The sequence below is a fragment of the Butyrivibrio sp. AE3003 genome (assembly GCF_000686065.1).
Classification (GTDB): Bacteria; Bacillota; Clostridia; order Lachnospirales; family Lachnospiraceae; genus Butyrivibrio; species Butyrivibrio hungatei_A.
This window is the reverse complement of sequence record NZ_JMLX01000001.1, coordinates 2,139,197-2,157,387: the sequence shown is the minus strand read 5'-3', so window position 1 is coordinate 2,157,387 and position 18,191 is coordinate 2,139,197. Positions and strand designations below refer to the sequence as shown.

Annotated in this window: 16 protein-coding genes and 2 pseudogenes; 13 read left to right on the top strand and 5 right to left on the bottom strand. The window is 42.9% G+C overall.

Annotated features, from left to right (window positions below; genetic code table 11):
* The first annotated feature begins 51 nt into the window (after positions 1-51).
* The 8 genes and pseudogenes from CD00_RS0110295 (at position 52) to CD00_RS0110260 (ending at position 8,057) form a co-directional block, all read left to right on the top strand.
* On the top strand, positions 52-813 hold the full coding sequence (locus CD00_RS0110295; RefSeq protein ID WP_026655907.1) for an ABC transporter permease: 762 nt from the start codon (positions 52-54) through the stop codon (positions 811-813).
* A complete protein-coding gene (locus tag CD00_RS0110290; RefSeq protein ID WP_026655906.1) occupies positions 813-1,586 on the top strand; it encodes an ABC transporter ATP-binding protein in 774 nt (257 codons plus the stop codon). Before CD00_RS0110295 ends, CD00_RS0110290 begins: the two co-directional genes overlap by 1 nt.
* Before the next feature lie 12 nt (positions 1,587-1,598).
* Positions 1,599-3,693: pseudogene (gene cooS, locus CD00_RS18010) on the top strand (anaerobic carbon-monoxide dehydrogenase catalytic subunit).
* 234 nt (positions 3,694-3,927) lie between these two features.
* A complete protein-coding gene (locus CD00_RS0110280; RefSeq protein ID WP_026655905.1) occupies positions 3,928-4,818 on the top strand; it encodes a transporter substrate-binding domain-containing protein in 891 nt (296 codons plus the stop codon).
* 6 nt (positions 4,819-4,824) lie between these two features.
* The gene (locus CD00_RS0110275) at positions 4,825-5,535 is read left to right on the top strand and encodes an amino acid ABC transporter permease (RefSeq protein WP_026655904.1); all 711 of its coding nucleotides are present in this window, start codon (positions 4,825-4,827) and stop codon (positions 5,533-5,535) included.
* 11 nt (positions 5,536-5,546) lie between these two features.
* A complete protein-coding gene (locus CD00_RS0110270; protein WP_026655903.1) occupies positions 5,547-6,260 on the top strand; it encodes an ABC transporter permease subunit in 714 nt (237 codons plus the stop codon).
* A gap of 68 nt (positions 6,261-6,328) precedes the next feature.
* Positions 6,329-7,081 carry an amino acid ABC transporter ATP-binding protein gene (locus CD00_RS0110265; protein ID WP_026655902.1) on the top strand — a complete coding sequence of 251 codons (753 nt, stop codon included), beginning with the start codon at positions 6,329-6,331 and terminating at the stop codon, positions 7,079-7,081.
* A 79-nt stretch (positions 7,082-7,160) separates the two neighbouring features.
* On the top strand, positions 7,161-8,057 hold the full coding sequence (locus CD00_RS0110260) for a LysR family transcriptional regulator (protein ID WP_026655901.1): 897 nt from the start codon (positions 7,161-7,163) through the stop codon (positions 8,055-8,057).
* Positions 8,058-8,404: 347 nt separating this feature from the next.
* Here CD00_RS0110260 and CD00_RS0110250 read toward each other — a convergent pair whose 3' ends face one another.
* The 3 genes from CD00_RS0110250 to CD00_RS0110240 form a co-directional block, all read right to left on the bottom strand.
* Positions 8,405-9,067: a methionine ABC transporter permease gene (locus CD00_RS0110250; RefSeq protein WP_330370393.1), complete on the bottom strand. Its 663-nt coding sequence runs from the start codon at positions 9,065-9,067 to the stop codon at positions 8,405-8,407.
* The gene (locus tag CD00_RS0110245; protein WP_026655899.1) at positions 9,067-10,038 is read right to left on the bottom strand and encodes a methionine ABC transporter ATP-binding protein; all 972 of its coding nucleotides are present in this window, start codon (positions 10,036-10,038) and stop codon (positions 9,067-9,069) included. The genes CD00_RS0110250 and CD00_RS0110245 overlap by 1 nt, the downstream gene beginning before the upstream one ends.
* Positions 10,039-10,395: 357 nt before the next feature.
* Positions 10,396-11,313, bottom strand: a complete 918-nt coding sequence (locus CD00_RS0110240; protein ID WP_026655898.1) for a MetQ/NlpA family ABC transporter substrate-binding protein — start codon at positions 11,311-11,313, stop codon at positions 10,396-10,398.
* Between the two features lie 577 nt (positions 11,314-11,890).
* On the opposite strand from CD00_RS0110240, the gene CD00_RS0110235 reads away from it, so the two are divergent.
* Entirely contained in the window at positions 11,891-12,961 is a 1,071-nt protein-coding gene (locus tag CD00_RS0110235; RefSeq protein ID WP_242838957.1) for an FAD:protein FMN transferase, read from the top strand.
* A gap of 75 nt (positions 12,962-13,036) precedes the next feature.
* Positions 13,037-13,990: a CPBP family intramembrane glutamic endopeptidase gene (locus tag CD00_RS19360; RefSeq protein ID WP_051594155.1), complete on the top strand. Its 954-nt coding sequence runs from the start codon at positions 13,037-13,039 to the stop codon at positions 13,988-13,990.
* A gap of 38 nt (positions 13,991-14,028) precedes the next feature.
* Here the strand turns inward: CD00_RS19360 and CD00_RS21485 are convergent, their stop codons facing one another.
* Positions 14,029-14,373, bottom strand: a complete 345-nt coding sequence (locus CD00_RS21485) for an aminotransferase class I/II-fold pyridoxal phosphate-dependent enzyme (protein ID WP_442856161.1) — start codon at positions 14,371-14,373, stop codon at positions 14,029-14,031.
* A 1-nt stretch (position 14,374) separates the two neighbouring features.
* Positions 14,375-15,124: pseudogene (locus CD00_RS0110225) on the bottom strand (pyridoxal phosphate-dependent aminotransferase); the annotation flags it as partial.
* A gap of 76 nt (positions 15,125-15,200) precedes the next feature.
* Here CD00_RS0110225 and cobT point away from each other — a divergent pair.
* From cobT to CD00_RS0110210, 3 genes are read left to right on the top strand one after another with little or no spacing between them, the layout of a single operon-like run.
* Positions 15,201-16,340, top strand: coding sequence for a nicotinate-nucleotide--dimethylbenzimidazole phosphoribosyltransferase (cobT, locus tag CD00_RS0110220; RefSeq protein ID WP_034462073.1), 1,140 nt, complete (start codon positions 15,201-15,203; stop codon positions 16,338-16,340).
* Positions 16,341-16,342: 2 nt separating this feature from the next.
* The gene (locus tag CD00_RS19355; RefSeq protein WP_051594154.1) at positions 16,343-17,365 is read left to right on the top strand and encodes a bifunctional adenosylcobinamide kinase/adenosylcobinamide-phosphate guanylyltransferase; all 1,023 of its coding nucleotides are present in this window, start codon (positions 16,343-16,345) and stop codon (positions 17,363-17,365) included.
* The gene (locus CD00_RS0110210; RefSeq protein ID WP_026655894.1) at positions 17,362-18,180 is read left to right on the top strand and encodes an adenosylcobinamide-GDP ribazoletransferase; all 819 of its coding nucleotides are present in this window, start codon (positions 17,362-17,364) and stop codon (positions 18,178-18,180) included. Before CD00_RS19355 ends, CD00_RS0110210 begins: the two co-directional genes overlap by 4 nt.
* Positions 18,181-18,191 lie beyond the last annotated feature (11 nt).

Sequence of the window (18,191 nt, the reverse complement as noted above, 5' to 3'; positions counted from 1 at the left end):
ATTACTTATTATTTTCTACATTTGATGACAGTAATAAATTAAGGGGACATGATGAAAAAAATACTCTCTCTAAAATACGTTATCGTATCAATACTTATCTTACTTGGAATCTGGCAGTTGGCATTTATGATAAGCGACTATAGCCCGGCGTTGTTTCCGTCTCCTTTAATGGCAATCGAAGCTCTTTTTGAGATGATTGCAGACGGCACGCTATTTGCGTCAATAGGCGCAAGTATGTACAGATTTGTAATTGGATACGGATTATCGGTTCTGATAGCAGTCTTTCTGGGGCTTATCCTCGGAAGTCTTCCTAAGGTGTTTAAATATGTGAATCCTTCACTGCAGCTGCTAAGACCGATATCACCGACAGCGTGGATGCCTTTTGTTGTGCTCCTGTTTGGAATAGGGGATCTTCCTGCCATTGTCATCATTTTTATAGCAGCTTTTTTCCCCGTACTGCTGTCTACAGTATCAGCGGTAAGTAAGATCGATGATATGTATTTCAGAGTTGCAGATAATTTCGGAATAAAGCAGCCTCAGCTTATGTGGAAAGTTATCCTTCCTGCGGCGTTCCCTCAGATCGCCAATGCCGTTCATCTTGCTCTCGGAAGCGCATGGATATTCCTTGTTGCGGGTGAGATGGTAGGAGCACAGTCGGGACTTGGCTTCCAGATTATTGATGCGAGAAACAATATCAGAGCGGATATTCTTTTGGCAACAATACTTGTGATCGGACTTATAGGACTATTGCTTGATTTCCTTATCGGATTGTTGGAAAAAAGAATTCTTAAGGCCTGGGGAGGAGAGCAGTAATGTCATATATTCATATAGAAAATGCAGGAAAAACCTTCATACAAAATGGCACGCAGTTCACAGCTTTGTCGGATGTAAATCTCGATATTGAAAAAGGTGAGTTTATCTGCCTCCTGGGACCGTCGGGATGCGGAAAAAGTACTCTTTTAAATGCTATTGCAGGCTTTGATCCGGTAAATCTAGGAAGCGTTAAGATTGACGGAAACGAGGTAAAGGCGCCAAGCACAAAGAATGTAACTATCTTCCAGAACTATGGTCTTCTTCCGTGGCGCACTGTTATCAAGAACGTAGAGCTTGGTCTCGAATCAAAAGGTATTGAGAAAGATAAGAGAAAAGAGATTGCAAAAGAGTATCTTAAACTGGTTAAGCTTGAGAATTTTGCAAATAGCTTTCCGGGGCAGCTTTCAGGCGGAATGAAACAGAGAGTTGCAATAGCAAGGGCGCTTGCGGTAGAACCCGATATTATTTTTATGGATGAGCCTTTCGGAGCACTTGATGCGATTACCAGAATGAAGCTTCAGGATGATATTTTGGATATCTGCAAAAAGCAAAAGAAAACAATAATCTTTGTAACTCATGACATAGAAGAAGCTGTTTATCTGGCGGACAGGATTGTTGTAATGACACCCAACCCCGGCAAAGTAAAAGGTGTTATAACAGTTCCGATTCACCATTTCAGAGATAGGACAAGCGGAGACTTTTTGCTTATAAGAGACAAGATCTTCGATCTGCTTCAGATGAAGATAGAGGAAGATATTGAATATACGATTTAAGGTAGGGGAAAAATGAGTCACACACATTCACATGAACATCATTACCATCATGGCAAAAACGGATTAGAGCATATTCATTCACACAGAAATCTGATCGGTTTTGATGAGCACGGTATTCCGACAGTTACACTTAAGGCAAGCGACCACGGCGGAGAGAGCAGTCCCGAGGACTTTACTAAAGATTATATGAACGCTGTTGCGGAATACAGAAAGACATTTCCGTCAAAGCAGGACGTAATCGATAATACACCCGATCCGGCCGTAAGAGAGATGATCCTTAGAATGGAGCAGATTGGAATAGATACGGCTTTTGACAGGTTTGATGCTCAGAAGCCTCAGTGTGCGTTCGGACTTAGCGGAACATGTTGTAAGATCTGCAACATGGGACCTTGTCATATTACAGCGAAGGCGCAGAGAGGTGTCTGCGGTGCGGATGCGGATCTGATAGTTGCAAGAAATCTTTTGCGTTCGGCAGCTTCAGGTGCGGCTCAGCACGGTATGCATGCTCGTGAGGTGATGCTTACACTCAAGAAAGTGGCTGAGGGAGAACTTGATATCCCTATCCTTGGCGAGCAAAAGATAAGGAGCACGGCGGAAGCTTTTGGAATAAAGCAAAAGAACAGACAGCTTAAGAATGTTGCAAAAGATCTTGCGGATGCTTTGCTTGAAGATATGTCCAGAAGTGTCCCCGATGATTATAAGACAATCAAAGCCTGTGCGCTTCCCGAGAGGCAAAAGGTATGGGAAGAGTTAGATATTCTTCCTATCAGTGCATATCACGAGGTCTTTGAAGCATACCATAAGTCGGGATGCGCAACGGACGGTGACTGGAAGAGCATCATGCAGCAGTTCCTTCGCTGCGGTCTTGCATTTACTTTTTCCGGCGTTGTCGGAGCGGGAATTGCGACCGACGCACTGTTTGGTGTCGGCGACAGAGTTACGTCCAAGGTCAATATCGGTGCGCTTGAGAAAGGCTATGTGAATGTTGCGGTACACGGACATCTGCCAACACTTGTAAGCCAGATTGTTGCGGCAGGAAAAAGAGAAGATTTGATAGAGCTTGCCAAATCCAAAGGCGCAAAGGGTATTCGCTTCTACGGTATCTGCTGTTCGGGACTTTCTGCGATGTACAGAGACAGCGGTGTTATTCCGCTTTCAAATGCGGTATCCGCGGAACTTGTACTTGCTACCGGAGCGCTTGATCTGTGGGTTGCGGATGTTCAGGACGTATTTCCTTCAATCATGGATGTTGCAAAGTGCTTTAAGACTGTTGTGGTTACAACAAGTGATTCCGCAAGGCTTCCCGGTGCCGAGAGATATGAATACGATCATCATCACAGCAATATAGGTCAGACCAAGGAACTTGCAGAGAAGATAGTACGGCGCGCGATCGAGAGTTTTGAGATCAGAAAGGGAATGCCTGTCTACATTCCTCCGTATGAGGTTGAGGCAGAAGTCGGATTCTCTGTTGAGTATGTTCACAAGAGATTCGGAAGCATGAAGCCTCTTGCTGAAGCAATTAAATCGGGACAGATTCTCGGTGTTGTAAATATGGTCGGATGTAATAATCCTAAGGTCCTTTATGAGAAGTGCATTATTGATGTGGCCGATGAACTTCTTAAGAACAACGTTCTTATTATCACCAACGGATGCGCATCGTTCCCTCTTATGAAACTAGGATATTGTGCGGTTTCGGGAAAAGAAAAGGCAGGAGAATCCTTAAGAGAATTCCTTGAACCCGACCTTCCGCCCGTATGGCATGTCGGAGAGTGTATCGATAATACACGTTCTACAGGTATATTTGCGGGAATTGCAGGTGTGCTTGGAAAGAACCTCTATGAGCTTCCGTTTGCATTCTCATCTCCCGAGTGGGGCAATGAAAAGGGAATCGACGCAGCGTTAGGTTTCAGACTTAACGGTATAAGTTCGTATCATTGCGTTGAAGCACCTATTTTCGGATCCAAAAATGTAATTGAGTTCTTGAAACATGGTACAAAGGAACTCCTTGGTTCAACAATGAATGTAAACACAGATCCAGTCGCACTTGCAAAAACAGATCGTGCAGGATATGAAAGACAAGAGAGCAGCCCTTGGTTGGGATAAATAAAGAAGTAACATTCCGATAATAACTTTTAGTTATAGCCTCCCTAAAGTTTAGCGTAATTGTGCTAATAGGGAGGCTATTGTATATTAAGTTCAACAAAAGCGAATACATAAAGCAAACTCATTTGTTTACTGACCGGACAACCGGAGGTTAGTGGTTCGTCACCATTAGGCGGACCAGTAATCTCCGGTTTTCTCATGTGAACTTTTGATTTCAGGTTAGCTAGAGGAGACGATTATGAAAAAAAGAACAATTAAAAATATTCTGTTATCGGGAGTGCTTGTAGGCGCAATGATGTTATCTGCAGTAGGATGCGGAAAGGCATCACAGGGAGCTGATACTGAAGTAAAGGCAGCAGAAGATAATATAGAAGGCGAAGCACAGAGCGAAGGAAGCGGGCAGGTGCAGAAGATAGTTATAGGATCGGGAACCAATTACAATCCTTACTGCTATATAGATGAAAACGGAGATGCTGTTGGTTATGAGTATGACGTACTAAAGGAAATCGACGAGCTACTTCCTCAGTATGAATTTGAGTATCAGTCAATGGCATTCGATCAGCTGGTTCTTTCACTTGAATCAGGAAAGATTGATCTTGCAGCACATCAGTATGAGTACACACCTGAGAGGGAAGAGAAATATCTTTTCTCAGGAGAGTCTTACACATCATATATCACTTACCTTGCAGTTCTTATAGATGATAACGCTAAAAGCCTTGAAGACCTTACAGGTGAGAAGATCAGAACCGGTGGTTCAACAAGTGCCACAACTCAGATCCTTACAAAGTGGAACGAGGAGCATCCGGGGCAGGAAGTTGTTCTTGTAACCTCAGAGGGTAGCTCAGATGAAGAAGCAGCTGCTGCACTTAAGTCAGGAGCAGCAAGAGCATCCGTACTTAAGAAGAGCGATGTTATCAAGATGAATACTAACTTCAGCGATGACGGAAAAGAATGGCTTAAGTCTGTAGGCGAACCCATCAACAATTCAAAGACTTATTATCTGTATCGCAAGGATGAGACAGAACTTAGAGATGCGGTAGACGGAGCTCTTAAGACACTTAAGGAAAACGGAAAGCTTTCTGAGCTTGCAATTAAGTGGGTTGGATACGACGTTACAGAAGAGGAATAAATAGATATGGGAAATTATTTTAGTATTGAAAGATTTATACATGTCTTTCCTAAAGTGATTTCAAGTTTACCTGTTAATCTTCACATTGTTTTTTGGTCAATGCTTCTTGGCACTTTACTGGCCGTATTTGTAGCAGTGCTTAGATTACATAGAGTACCTGTGGTAAGCGGTTTACTGGGATTGTATATATCCTTTATGAGGGGTACGCCGCTCCTGGTGCAGATGATGATCGCGTTTTACGGAATCCCAATAGTACTCGGCACAGTATTTTTAAATCTTTTCGGGATCAATCTAAACAGACTTGAACCCGTGATATTTGTAGAAATAGCGATTATTCTGAATGAGGGGGCTTTCCTTGGAGAGATATTTAGAGGAGCCATAACATCTGTACCTGCGGTTCAGTCGGAAGCAGGATATTCTATAGGAATGACGGGGGCACAAACCTTTGTAAGGATTGTGCTCCCGCAAGCTTTTAAGGTGGCAATTCCGCATTATGGCGTTGACCTCATAGGAGTTTTTCAGAATACATCACTTGTATTTATGCTTGGAGTCGTAGATCTTTTGGGAAGAGCTAAGACAATTGGTGCGGCGTCCGGCCACACTATTGAAGGGTATGTTGCGGCAGCACTTATATATATTGCGTTTAGCTTACTGTTAAAAGGAGCTTTTCTTCTAATAGAAAAGAAACTGAGCGGTGGAGAGGTTAAACTTGTTTAAGGAGTTGGGATATGAGTTTTAGTGTATCAAGTTTTTGGGAGTCTCTTGTGTCAGCACTAGCCTATGCTCCGGTAACCATCAAACTTACTGCGATCACCTTTGTTGTAAGTCTGGTTCTTGGAACAATCATAGCGACGATAAGGTATTACAAGGTACCTGTTCTTTCACAGATCTTTGCGGTGTTTGTGACTGTATATCTGGGACTACCCACTATGGTGGCAATTCTTTTGTATAACATCATATTTATGACATGTTATGCAGATGTGGCAAATGTACTTCACATTACAGTGCCCATCAGCGAAGTTGATCCGATCATAATAGGTTATTTTGTACTTATCCTTGGGACAAGCTGTTCTGTAAGTGAGAGCGTAAGAGGTGCTTTCAGAGGAATAGACAAGGTGCAATTTGAAGCGGGCTACAGTATAGGTCTTGGCAAGTTCAAGACACTTACAAGAGTTATCTATCCTCAAATGGTGCCAATATTACTTCCGGGTTTACAGAATTCTCTGATAGGACTATTGAAGGCATCCAATCTTGTGAGCGCTATCTCAGTCATTGAGATCATGACAGGAGCTCTTTTGCCAAACCTTTTGTACTACAGTTATCTTGAAGGATATGTGGCAGCAGCGCTTGTATACTGGCTTATAGGAATCGGTATAGAGGTGATAGGATACTTGTCTGAGAAAAACAGCGGAAAATATTTAAAGCAAGTGGCGACAGGCTGAAAACATAGGAAATATGAGCATATTAATGCACACAATGACATTGTGTTTGGAACAGAGGAGGTGCGGCGATGATAGAACTTACAGGTGTAAAAAAATCCTTTGGGAAACAGGAAGTTCTTAAGGATGTTTCGATAAAAGTAGATGACGGAGAAGTGGTAGTAATACTGGGGCCAAGCGGCTCCGGAAAGACTACGCTTCTTCGGAGTATAAATTTTCTTGAGAAGGCCGACAGCGGAACCATGAAGTTTTCCGATAAGATAATAAATTTTAAGAACCCCAAGAAAAAAGATATTCTGTACATGAGAAGACATACAGGCTTTGTGTTCCAGAACTACGGACTGTTTGCTCACAAGACGGTTCTTCAGAATGTAATGGAAGGACTTGTTCAGGTTCAGAAAAAGAGTAAGCACGAAGCGCAGCAGATTGCAGAGGAAGTCCTTCAAAATGTTGGGATGCTTGAAAAGAAAGATTCTTATCCATCACAGCTATCCGGCGGACAGCAGCAGAGAGTAGGAATAGCAAGGGCTGTGGCTCTAAAGCCTGAAGTGATCCTTTTTGATGAGCCCACATCTGCCCTTGATCCTGAGCTTGTGGGAGAAACCTTGGAAGTAATAAAGAAGGTTGCAAAGACGGGAATAACCATGATCGTAGTGACCCATGAGATGTCTTTTGCCGAGGATGTGGCTGACAGGGTTATCTTTATGGATGGCGGAGTTGTAGTGGAAGAAGGAAAGCCCGGAGAAATATTCTATAAACCAAAGGAAGAGCGTACAAGGCAGTTCCTTTCAAGGATCATCCCTCAGGATGCATATGTGATCTGACAGGGACAGAGTATAAAATATGTACTAAATATATGGCAATGTGTTATTATGTATAAAAATTTATTTGGAGATTATACATATGACAATTTTGCAGCTTAAATATGTAATAGCCATTGACGAGGAATGCTCAATGAGAAAGGCGGCTGACAGGCTTTACGTGTCACAGCCCGGGCTTTCGAGTGCGGTAAGAGATCTTGAGAATGAGCTTGGAATCCAGATATTCCAGCGTGTTCATAACGGCGTTGTGACAACAGTTGCAGGCGGCGCTTTTATCGCTTATGCAAGAAGCGCGGTTGAGCAGTTTGAGAAGATTGAGGACAAATATATCAATGCCAAGACTGACAAGCCCACTTTCTCAGTATCGATGCAACATTATACAGTAGCTGTAAATGCTTTTATAGAAACAGTCAAGGAATACGACCTTGAAGAGTACCAGTTCTCTATCAGAGAGACTCAGACAAGTGAAGTAATAGACGACCTTAAGAGCCTTAGAAGTGAAGTCGGAGTTATTGCTCTTAGCGAGTTTAACAGGAACATGTTCAAAAAGATTTTTGCGGACGCTTCTCTTGAGTTCCATGAGCTCTTTACAAGAGAGACTTACGTATATCTTAGAAAGGATCACCCTCTTGCAGACAGAGAAGAAATTTCGCTTAAAGATCTGCAGGATTATCCGTGCATGGTATTCGATCAGGGCGACAACACATCCTTCTATTACAGAGAGGAAGCGCTTGCAACCTATGATTATAAAAAGGTCATAAGTACAAACGAAAGAGCAACATCCGTAGAGCTTATGCTCGGTCTTAACGGCTACGCTGTAGGTGCGGCAATGCTCGGCGAAAGCCTCAACACTTCCGAGATTCATCACGTTAAGCTCAAGGAAGAAGAAACGCTGACTCTCGGATATATCATCCGTAAAGGCAGTGACCTTAGCGATATGGCAAAGACTTTTATTGAGAAGCTTCAGCAGTATAAATAAAAAAATTAGCAAATGCAAAGCTTTATGTACGCTTTACCATTTCATGTCCCATATCGTATTTTATTCCTTTGTAGGAAGAAGGAGAGCTGCCAAAGTGCCGCTTGCGACTCTTTGTTCTTTACCTATTTTTTCCATAGACAGCCCCGCCCCAAGGTATACATTCAGAAATGCGCCGTCTACGTACGAGGATGATGTTTTTCAAAACTAATAAAGCAGCAAATGCCGATTTCTCTGAGCAACGTCGAAATGAGGCATTTGCTGCTTTATTAGTTTTAGAAAAACACACCGCAGACGTAAAACAAGCATTTCTGAATGTATACCTTGGGGCGGTGCGTACGGATAAATATTCAACTCATGTGCTTGTATAGGCTGTTTCCGATCATTTGGATGATCTGGACGAAGGCTATTAGGATGACGGAGCATATGATGAGGTATTCGGTTTTGTATTGCTGGTAGCCGTAGCGGATTGCGATGTCGCCGATACCGCCGCCTCCGACAGTTCCTGCCATTGCGGAGTAGCCGATAAGTGAGATTACAAGAAGTATCACACCGTTTAGCATTCTCGGAATAGATTCTTTTACATAGACACGCATCAGAATCTGGAAGTTTGAAGCTCCGAAAGATCTTGCGGCTTCAATGACTCCGGGATTGGTCTCACGAAGGCTCGTCTCAAACACTCTTGCGATATAGGGAATTGCCGATACCGTAAGAGGCACGATAGAAGCTGTTGTTCCGATAGATTTTCCGACAACCGCTCTTGTAAAAGGGATAAGTATTACAAGAAGGATGATGAACGGAAAGCTTCTGAATACGTTTACCAGAAAGCTAAGAATCTCATAAACGATTTTGTTTGGCTTAAGTCCGTCAGGAGCTGTAAGCGTCAGTATTATGGCGGGAATAAATCCTATTATCACTGAAAAAAGTGTTGACCAGAATACCATGTATAAAGTTTGTTTAAAGGCAGTCATTATAACAGAGCTCATGCCTGCATCAGATAAAATTCCCGACATTATTTGATTACCTCCCAGGTTACGTTTTTGCTGTCAAGAAAAGCGCATGCTTTCTCAAGATCTTTTTCATCCATATTAAGGACGAGGCTTCCGTAGACGTCCTCTCTGAAGTCTTCAAGCTTGGCCCAACAAATGTTGAAGTTTGTTTGAAGCTCCCTTGCCATCTCGGTTACGATAGGGCGCTGATTGCCTTCGCCGAAGAAAAAGAGCTTCAAATTGACTCCCGTTGAGGGAAGCTTGTCACTTTCTTCGCGGAGGAACTCACGCATTTCCTGTTCCTTGGGCCATACAAAGAGCTGTTCAGGTTTACCTATTGCAAGCACTTTGCCGCCGCTAAGAAATGCAACCTTCTGGCAGATCTGCTTAACGACTTCCATCTGATGAGTGACGATTATGATGGTAATGCCCATTTCTTTATTGATCTTTTGTAAAAGAGCTAAGATACCCTTTGTAATCTCGGGATCGAGTGCGCTTGTTGCTTCATCGCACAAAAGAAAATCGGGATCGAGCGCAAGTGCCCTTGCTATTGCGACACGCTGCTTCTGACCGCCTGAGAGTTCCTTTGGCTTTGAATGTACTTTTTCTTCAAGGCCGACGAGTTTTATAAGATTAAGGATTTTTTCTTTGGCTTCCGGAGTGTTTGTGGGAATTCCCCAGAATTTCATGGGAAGAGCAACGTTGTGATATACGTCGAGCCTTTCAAGTAGGTTAAAGCCCTGAAATATCATGCCCATTCTCTTTTGAAGATTTCGAAGAACTTTTTTGTTCTTGATGTCGACGGTTACATCGTCTACGACGATCGCACCTTCATCATAAGATTCAAGGCCGTTTATGCAACGAAGAAGAGTGGATTTACCGGCACCGCTTTGTCCGATGATTCCGAATATCTCACCTTTTTCGATGTCGATATTTACTCCTTTAAGTACCTCGGTTTTGTTGAAAGTTTTTTTGACATTTTTAATTTGTATCATAGATAGTAAGACCACCTGTCTTATTATATTAGGAAAATTCTATAAGCGTTCCCGACGCTAATCTATTATTACATTACTGCTTTTAAATATCAAATATGACACGTCACTGGCAAGGAGACGTGTCATATTTTTTGTAGTATGTAATATGAAAGGTAGGATTTGTATGATATGGGGGCGGAAAGTCAAAAAGCGTACATGCTTGCATGTTAAGCTTTTTGACCTAACGGCCCTAACAAACATGAGGAATTAGCAATTTACGTAGTAAATTAGCGTTTTCCGAATGTTTGTAGAAGTGCGAGAGTTTCGAAGAAACGGAGCACTTCGTATATCATATACGTTATTGGCTTTTAAAATGGTTTACTGCGGATCAATAAATGAAGGAATTACTGCTCCCTTGTATGTCTCTTCAATATATGATTTAACTTCGTCTGATTTAAGAGCTGCTACAAGAGCTTTGATCTTTTCAGAATCCTGAGAACCGTCCTTAACTACAAGGAAGTTAGTTCTCTTTACTGTTGTCTCATCGTCAAATTCCTCGATATCAAGTGCGGGATGCTTAGCCGGAAGGTCTGCTTCAAGTGCATAGTTTCCGTTGATCGCTGCTGCATCAAGATCGGGAAGTGAAAGAGGAAGGTTAGCTGCCTCAAGAGGAGTGATCTTATATCCGTGAGGGTTAGCGTCCTTATCTTTTGAAAGAGAATCCTCTGTATAGCTTGCATCTTCACCAAAAGCACCCTTTGATGTAAGAAGTCCCTTCTGAACAAGAAGGTCAAGTGCCCTTGCACCGTTGTCGGGATCGTTTGGAATACCGATCTCTGCACCATCGGGAATCTCTTCAAGCTTAGTATATTTTTCTGAGTAGATACCCATCGGCTCGATGTGGATGCCTGCTACTGCTGAAAGATGAAGACCTGCGTCTTTGTTCTGCTGGTCAAGATATCCGAGTGTCTGGAAGTAGTTGGCGTCAATCTCGCCTGCTTCAAGTGATGTGTTGGGAAGTACATAATCCTGGAAGACAACTGTCTCAAGAGTCCATCCGTCTTTTGCAAGAACTTCCTTTACGATATTATCAAGAATCTCAGCGTGAGGAACGGGTGTTGCTCCTACAGTGATCTTCTTGTCTGTGTCAGATGCTGAATCAGCTTCAGCCTGTGTAGCTTCTTCTGTTGCAGGAGCCTCTGTAGTCTGTGACTCTGCTTTTGATCCGCAGCCTGTAAGTGCTCCGAAAGCAAGTGCTGCTGTTAAGACCAAACTTGTAATTACTCTCTTTTTCATAATGCTTCATTTCCTCCTCGATACCATTGTAAACAATGGCTTAATTCATACCGATGCTGCAAGATACTAGTACGCTATACAGTGTGCTGTATGATCAAGATTCAAGTCTGCAGCAATTTCCTTGAGCGGTATGAATGCATTATACAAGATTAAAACTCGATTTGGGAAATAAATAAAATTTATCAGCAGTGAAAAGGGAAAATTATATGAGGATTATTGCCTTTATTGCTTCATATGTGCTGCGGGTAATATGGTTAAAATTTAACTTTACGTGCAGGTAAGATGTTGATTGTATGACCTAAATGAAGAATTATGCTGTTTTGGGTCATACAATTCGTGAAGAAAAGTAGCGAACAGAGGGTAAGATTATGACCTAAACAAAAGTTTTTTCAGCTTTAGGCCATAAAATTTATGGAAGGCGTTTTGGCAAGGTTTCCGCTACCGCGCACAATGACAGTTTATTTTGCGGATAATGTTGATTGAAAGTTATCGCTACGGTATTTGAATTTGACTGAGATGACAAGATTATTTATGATGTTAACACTAAGCAAGAATAATCATAAGAATGGTCGGAAGGATGAGATTGAATACAACAAAGAAAATGATCGTAAAAACTGTAGCGACAGTCTGTGCGGCTTCGCTTTTTATTGTGGGGTGCGGCGCAAAGAATAAAGAAAATACATCAACGATCTTTGCGATGGATACCGTGATGCAGCTTGAGATAGAGGGAGACGACAAGCTCCTTGCGGAAGCGGAGAAAAAAATCAGAGATATAGAAGGTACACTTTCCGTGACGGATGAGGACAGTGAAATAGGGAAGATCAACAGTGATAAAAACGGAAAGCTGTCTGAAGACGGAACTAAGATCCTTCAGGAAGCGCTTAAGATATGTGAAGCTACAGAAGGAAGTCTTGATATATCGGTTTATCCGGTTCTTAAGACATGGGGATTTACTACGGGCGAGTTCAGGGTGCCTTCGGATGATGAACTGAAAGCCCTTGTTTCAAATGTAGGTTATGACAGGATTGATGTGGAATACGCAGGCGATAAAGAGTGCAATGTAAAATTAGAAGACAACATGCAGATTGATCTTGGAAGTGTGGTTAAGGGCTATACGGGATCATATCTTGCGGAATTTTTCAGGGAAAAAGGAGTGACATCGGGGCTTATAAATCTTGGAGGCAATGTTGAGTGCATTGGAACAAAGCCTGACGGAGGGCTGTGGCGTGTTGCGATCAAGAGCCCGTTTGAAGACAGCAAGAGCGGAGTGCTTGGTGTTATAGAGACAAGCGATATGGCCGTTATAACTTCCGGAGGATATGAGAGATTTTTTGAAGAAAACGGAGAGAAATACTGGCATATTCTTGATCCCAAGACAGGAAAGCCTGCAAAGAGCGGTCTTGCTTCGGTTACTGTTGTGGGAAGGAACGGAACTGTATGCGACGGCCTTTCAACAGCTCTTTTTGTAATGGGAGAAGAAAGAGCCGAGAAATTTTATAAGGAGTATTCGACAGGCGATAAGGGCATAGCGGCATTTGACCTTATCATGGTTACGGATGACAGAAAAGTATATGTCACAGAAGGCGTAAATACAATCTTTTCTCTGAGCCCCGAATACTCGGATATGGATATAAACGTTATAAGGTAAAATGTTATTGTTGACGTGCCTCTGCTATCATATTATGTTTATTTGGATGAAGAAAACAAAAAATGGAGGGGCAACATGGAGAAGTTTAAGGCGTTATTCTATAAGATTCACAATGATTACTACAGATGGTATGATTTTCTGCTTATTCTGCCGGTGGTATTCTTTGTTCTTTTGCTTGCGGGCGAGATTGCAGGACAATTATTATTCAACTTATTGATCATTCCCAATATGGGACTTGACGATCTGGCGTTTAATACAGCGGTTACGAGATATGGTCAGACTATCGGATCATGGATCGTACTTATTGTTTTTCTTTTGATAATAAAACCCGACAGACCTGTTCTTAAAACATTTTGGAAAAAATATAAAGGAAATACGGTACTGTTTTTTCTACTGGGACTTCTTGTAGGCGGCGGAATGAATGTCTTTTGTGCGATAGTAGCTATGCTCAACAAAGATATAGCCGTTTATTTCAACAGATTTCAGTTTTTCAAAGTATTTGTTGTGTTTGTGATGGTTTTTTTCCAATCAGGAAGCGAAGAAATTCTGTGCAGAGGATTTCTGTATCAGAGGCTTCGAAGGTCGTTTAGATCACCTTGGGTTGCCATTATAGGAAATGCGCTGGTTTTCGGTGCTCTGCATCTTCTTAATCCGGACGTATCGTTCCTTGGATTTTTGAATATTGTTTTGTTCGGTGTATTCATGGCTCTTATGATCTATTATTACGAGAGTATGTGGATGGCGATCGCGGTTCATACCGGATGGAACTACATGCAGAGTATAGTTTTGGGGCTTCCCAACAGCGGACTTGTCTTTGATTTTTCAATCTTTAAACTGGACGTAGCTTCCGCAACAAACAGCTTTGCATATAATGTTGGATTCGGAATTGAGGGAACAGTTCTTTCATCGGTTGTTCTCGCTGTCGGAATAGTTGTGATCGTTTTGCTTGGAAAAAAGAGAAAAGGCGATAACCTCTGGGTTGTCGGAGAGACTGTTTTTCCCAAGGTGAAAGAACAGATTGCCGAATGATAATATAATAAGATGCAGTGCCATAGCCCTGATAAAGGTTATGGCACTTTTTTCAGTGCGTCAATAAGCGCAATGTTTTCGGCATGATTTCTTACTGCGATGCGGAAATAGGAGTTGTCGAGGCCGCTGAAGTTTGCACAGTTACGTAAAAGGATTCCGTGCTCTTTGGCAAGGCGGTCTGTAAGAGAACTTCCGACAAGATGTGATTTCGATGTGGTGAGCAATGTTAGCGGGAGTCTTGCCAGGATGAAGTTTGTATCGCTGCCGAAAACGGTAAAGCCAAGAGAACGGAGCTCTTTTGTGAGAAAAGCTCTTTCTTTTGCAACTAGTTCTATTGTTTCTTGTACGTATTTTTTTTTCCGGTATGGACTCTTCCCCTGCAAGAAGTGCAAGGCTTGATATATTCCATTCCGGTTTAAGTGCGTTCAGCTCCGATAATATGCGCTGGTTTGAGCATATGCAGTAACCAAGCCTAAGTCCCGGGAGGCAATAAAGCTTGGTGAAAGCATCTATTATTATAAGATGAGGGTGGTCTTTTATAAGCGAGACCGCGCTTGTCTTTTTTTCATCGGGAACAAAGCCCATAAAGCATTCGTCAATAACAAGGTAGATGCCGAAGCTTTCACAGAAATCGGCGATCTTTTTTACAAAATCGTGGGAGATGAGTGCTCCGGTGGGATTGTTCGGATTGCAGATAAAGATTGCATCTACGGTACTTGCTCTTTTTACATCTGTAAAAAAATCTTCCGTGAGTCTGAAATCGTTATCGCTTCTTAGAATGTGTTCGGTTACACGGCAGTTTCTTGCTGTGAGAGCTTTTTTATACCCTGAAAAAGTTGGAGCGGGAATCATAGCACCACGCGGAATGATAGCCTGTGTAAGAAGCGTTATTATCTCAGAAGCACCGTTTCCAAGGACAAAGTATTCTTCCGGAAGGTTGTGATATGCGGACAACTTGGCAAGAAGTGCGCAGTCATTCATGTTGGGATATTTTTCCAAAAGGGATATGTTTTCAGCGATGTCGCGTCTGACTTTCTCAGGCATTCCGAGTGGATTGACGTTCACGCTGAAATCATATTTTATCTTATAGCTCTTATCATAAATTCCGCCGTGTTCATATGTGGTGTAGGTCATTTTCATTCCTCCAAGATTAAGTATAAAGGTTCTTTTGATACTTTTACAACATTACTTATGTGTGTAAAATAAACGTATGACAGGGAATACTGAGAAAATAATAAAAAAATACATAGAAGGTGTCGGAAGAGCTGACGCTGATGCGAAGATCAGGGCAAGAGAGTATGACGATGCGCTGATAAAGCCGCCTCGCAGCTTGGGAAAGCTTGAAGATATTGCGGTTAAGCTCGCAGGAATAACAGGACATGTTAAGAACAGGATCGGATGCAAAAAGATTCTGGTTTTTTGTGCCGACAACGGTGTAACGGCTGAAGGAGTCGCTTCTGCGCCCGTTTCCGTAACGGCAAGCCAGGCTGTCAACATGACTTCGGGAATAACGGGAATGTCTGCGCTTGCAAAGAATTTCGGCGCGGAAGTTGTGGTTGTTGACGTTGGGGTTGCGACTGAGTTTCCGCTTACATTTGATGGGAAAAAGGCACCTATAATAGATAAAAAGATCAGAAAAGGTACCGGAAATATCGTATGCGAGCCTGCTATGAGCATGGACGAGTGTTTGTGCGCCATATTGACGGGAATTGAGATCGCGGTTGGGAATGATGATGGCGCGGAGCCGGGCTATATCGATCTTGTCGGAATCGGTGAGATGGGAATAGGAAATACCACAACTTCGGCAGCAGTTCTTTCTGCGATCACGGGAGTTTGCAGCGACGGTCTTACGGGGCGAGGAGCGGGAATCTCCGATGAGGCATATGACAATAAAAAGAAAGTTATAAACAAGGCTCTTTCTTTGCATGGGCTTACGGATGCGGTCGATAAGTATGTCGATGATTTTGGGGCGGTTACGGATATTTTGTCCAAAGTAGGAGGACTTGATATCGCGGCTATGTGCGGAGCGTTTATCGGAGCAGCGTACTCGGGAAAAGGAGCCGTGATAGACGGATATATTTCGGCAGTGGCGGCTCTTCTTGCGGTAAAGCTGTGTCCTGCGGTGTCGGATTATCTTTTTCCCTCACATGTATCTACGGAACCTGGCTATATGCTTGCGATTAAAGAGCTGGGACTTAGGCCGTACCTTGACCTTAATATGGGGCTCGGCGAGGGAAGCGGATGCGTTCTTGCGTTTGGTGTTATCGAAGGCGCGTGCGCAATGATGAATGATATGGCCACATTTGAAGGCGGCGGAATTGACGATTCGTATCTGGAAGGAATCAGGTAAAGATGATAGTTCTCTTGACGGGAGGCTGTAAAAACGGCAAATCGAATACTGCTCAGGACATTGCCTGCGGTCTCAGGAAAAAGACCGGTGGAGGGCTTTACTACGTTGCGACTATGGAATCCACAGGTATAGAGGACGATGAGCGTATCAGAAAGCATGTGGAAAACAGAGCAGGGCTTGGCTTTGAGACTATAGAGATCGCAAGGGATATTAAGAGACTCAGCACGGAAAAAGAGAAGTTTCTTAAAATGGCGGATGAATGCAAAACAAATACATTTCTTGTGGACAGCCTGACAGCGCTTCTTGCAAATGAGATGTTTCGTGTGGACAAAGACGGAAATTTCACGGAGGATCCCTTTTCGGCAAAGAGGGTTTGCGATGATCTCAGTATCTTATGCAGGGAGAAGGATTATAATCTTATCTTTGTAAGTGACGGAATTTACAGCGATGCTGCGGTTTACGATATGAGCACAGAGGCATATCGTGAGGGACTGGCTCTTATTGAGAGAGAAGTTGCGGGATATGCGGATGAAGTTATTGAGATGTGCGCGGGAGAAGCTGTTTTGCATAAGTTTTTGCATAAGAAGGGAATTGTTGAAATGAGCAACAAGGATAATCGCGGAATTCTTGTAGTGGGCGGTGCAGGTCAGGGAAAGCTTGAATTTGCAAAGCTGCTTATCAGAGAAAGTGAAGATATCAGCGATAAAGATATTTATACTTTTGAACATAAAGAATGCGGCATGAATAAGAGCCTTGATGATATAGCCGAGGTTGTTCCCGGTGGCTGCAAGATCTATTACCATGCAGAGCGTCTTGTGCGCGGAACGGATGTAAGCATAGAGGAACTTTCGGAGCTTTTTTCCAAAGATGCGATAGTTATATGTGAAGATATCACCTGCGGGATTGTTCCTGTGGATGACACAGACAGGAAATGGCGCGAAGATGCGGGAAGATTTATGCAGGCGCTTGCGAAGAACAGGGATGTTTACAGAGTAATCTGTGGAATAGGGGAAAAAATAGGATGAAAAGTTTATTCAGGTCTTTTGCCATAGCGTTTTCAATGTACTCCAAGATTCCGATGCCTCAGTTTACTTGGGAAAAAGAGGATATGAAGTACAGCATTGTCTTTTTTCCGTTTATCGGCGCTGTTTTGTTTGCGGTTATAGGCGGGATAAGGTGTCTTGGGGCGATTCTTGACATGGGAAGTATTCCCACCGGGCTTTTTATGATGGCGGCAATTGTTCTTGTCACAGGCGGAATTCACGTTGACGGGTACATGGATTGCAGCGATGCTTTCTCTTCCTATGCAGACAGGGAGAAAAAACTTGAGATCTTAAAGGATCCTCATATAGGTGCGTTTGCGGTTATCAGAGTGCTTGCGCTTTCGGCGGTTTATCTTGCAAGCATAAGTATTATTCTGGATAAAGAGATTCTTTCGGATGTGTCATTGTTTTTTTCGGGAGAAGCTTCGATTATCCTTGGGTTTGGATTTATCTTATCGAGGGCGCTAAGCGGAATATCTGTTGTGAGTTTTCCATGTGCAAAGAGTGAAGGAACTCTCTACAGCTTTGCTGAAGGTGCAGATAAGAAGAGATGTCTTTCCATATTGGTAAAAGAAGCGCTGGTGGTTTCGATAGCGATGATACTGGTAGGGGGTATTTGCGGAGTTTGCGCGGTCTGCGCGGCGCTTTTGGTATTTGCGTATTACAAATATAAGACCGGCAGAGAACTTGGCGGAATTACCGGTGATGCGGCGGGATGGTTTTTGTGTCTTGCCGAAACTGCAATTGCGGTAGCGATATGTGCATACGTGCTTTTGGGAGGATTTTTGGGAGTATAGAGTGATATTTG

Coding starts and splice junctions, on each gene's coding strand:
- CD00_RS0110245 (WP_026655899.1), bottom strand. CDS start 10,038: ATGATACAAATTAAAAATGTCAAAAAAACTTTCAACAAAACCGAGGTA.
- CD00_RS19355 (WP_051594154.1), top strand. CDS start 16,343: ATGATAGTTCTCTTGACGGGAGGCTGTAAAAACGGCAAATCGAATACT.
- CD00_RS0110250 (WP_330370393.1), bottom strand. CDS start 9,067: ATGTCGGGAATTTTATCTGATGCAGGCATGAGCTCTGTTATAATGACT.
- CD00_RS0110270 (WP_026655903.1), top strand. CDS start 5,547: ATGAGTTTTAGTGTATCAAGTTTTTGGGAGTCTCTTGTGTCAGCACTA.
- CD00_RS19360 (WP_051594155.1), top strand. CDS start 13,037: ATGGAGAAGTTTAAGGCGTTATTCTATAAGATTCACAATGATTACTAC.
- CD00_RS0110280 (WP_026655905.1), top strand. CDS start 3,928: ATGAAAAAAAGAACAATTAAAAATATTCTGTTATCGGGAGTGCTTGTA.
- CD00_RS0110290 (WP_026655906.1), top strand. CDS start 813: ATGTCATATATTCATATAGAAAATGCAGGAAAAACCTTCATACAAAAT.
- CD00_RS0110295 (WP_026655907.1), top strand. CDS start 52: ATGAAAAAAATACTCTCTCTAAAATACGTTATCGTATCAATACTTATC.
- cobT (WP_034462073.1), top strand. CDS start 15,201: ATGACAGGGAATACTGAGAAAATAATAAAAAAATACATAGAAGGTGTC.
- CD00_RS0110240 (WP_026655898.1), bottom strand. CDS start 11,313: ATGAAAAAGAGAGTAATTACAAGTTTGGTCTTAACAGCAGCACTTGCT.
- CD00_RS0110210 (WP_026655894.1), top strand. CDS start 17,362: ATGAAAAGTTTATTCAGGTCTTTTGCCATAGCGTTTTCAATGTACTCC.
- CD00_RS0110265 (WP_026655902.1), top strand. CDS start 6,329: ATGATAGAACTTACAGGTGTAAAAAAATCCTTTGGGAAACAGGAAGTT.
- CD00_RS0110275 (WP_026655904.1), top strand. CDS start 4,825: ATGGGAAATTATTTTAGTATTGAAAGATTTATACATGTCTTTCCTAAA.
- CD00_RS0110260 (WP_026655901.1), top strand. CDS start 7,161: ATGACAATTTTGCAGCTTAAATATGTAATAGCCATTGACGAGGAATGC.
- CD00_RS0110235 (WP_242838957.1), top strand. CDS start 11,891: ATGAGATTGAATACAACAAAGAAAATGATCGTAAAAACTGTAGCGACA.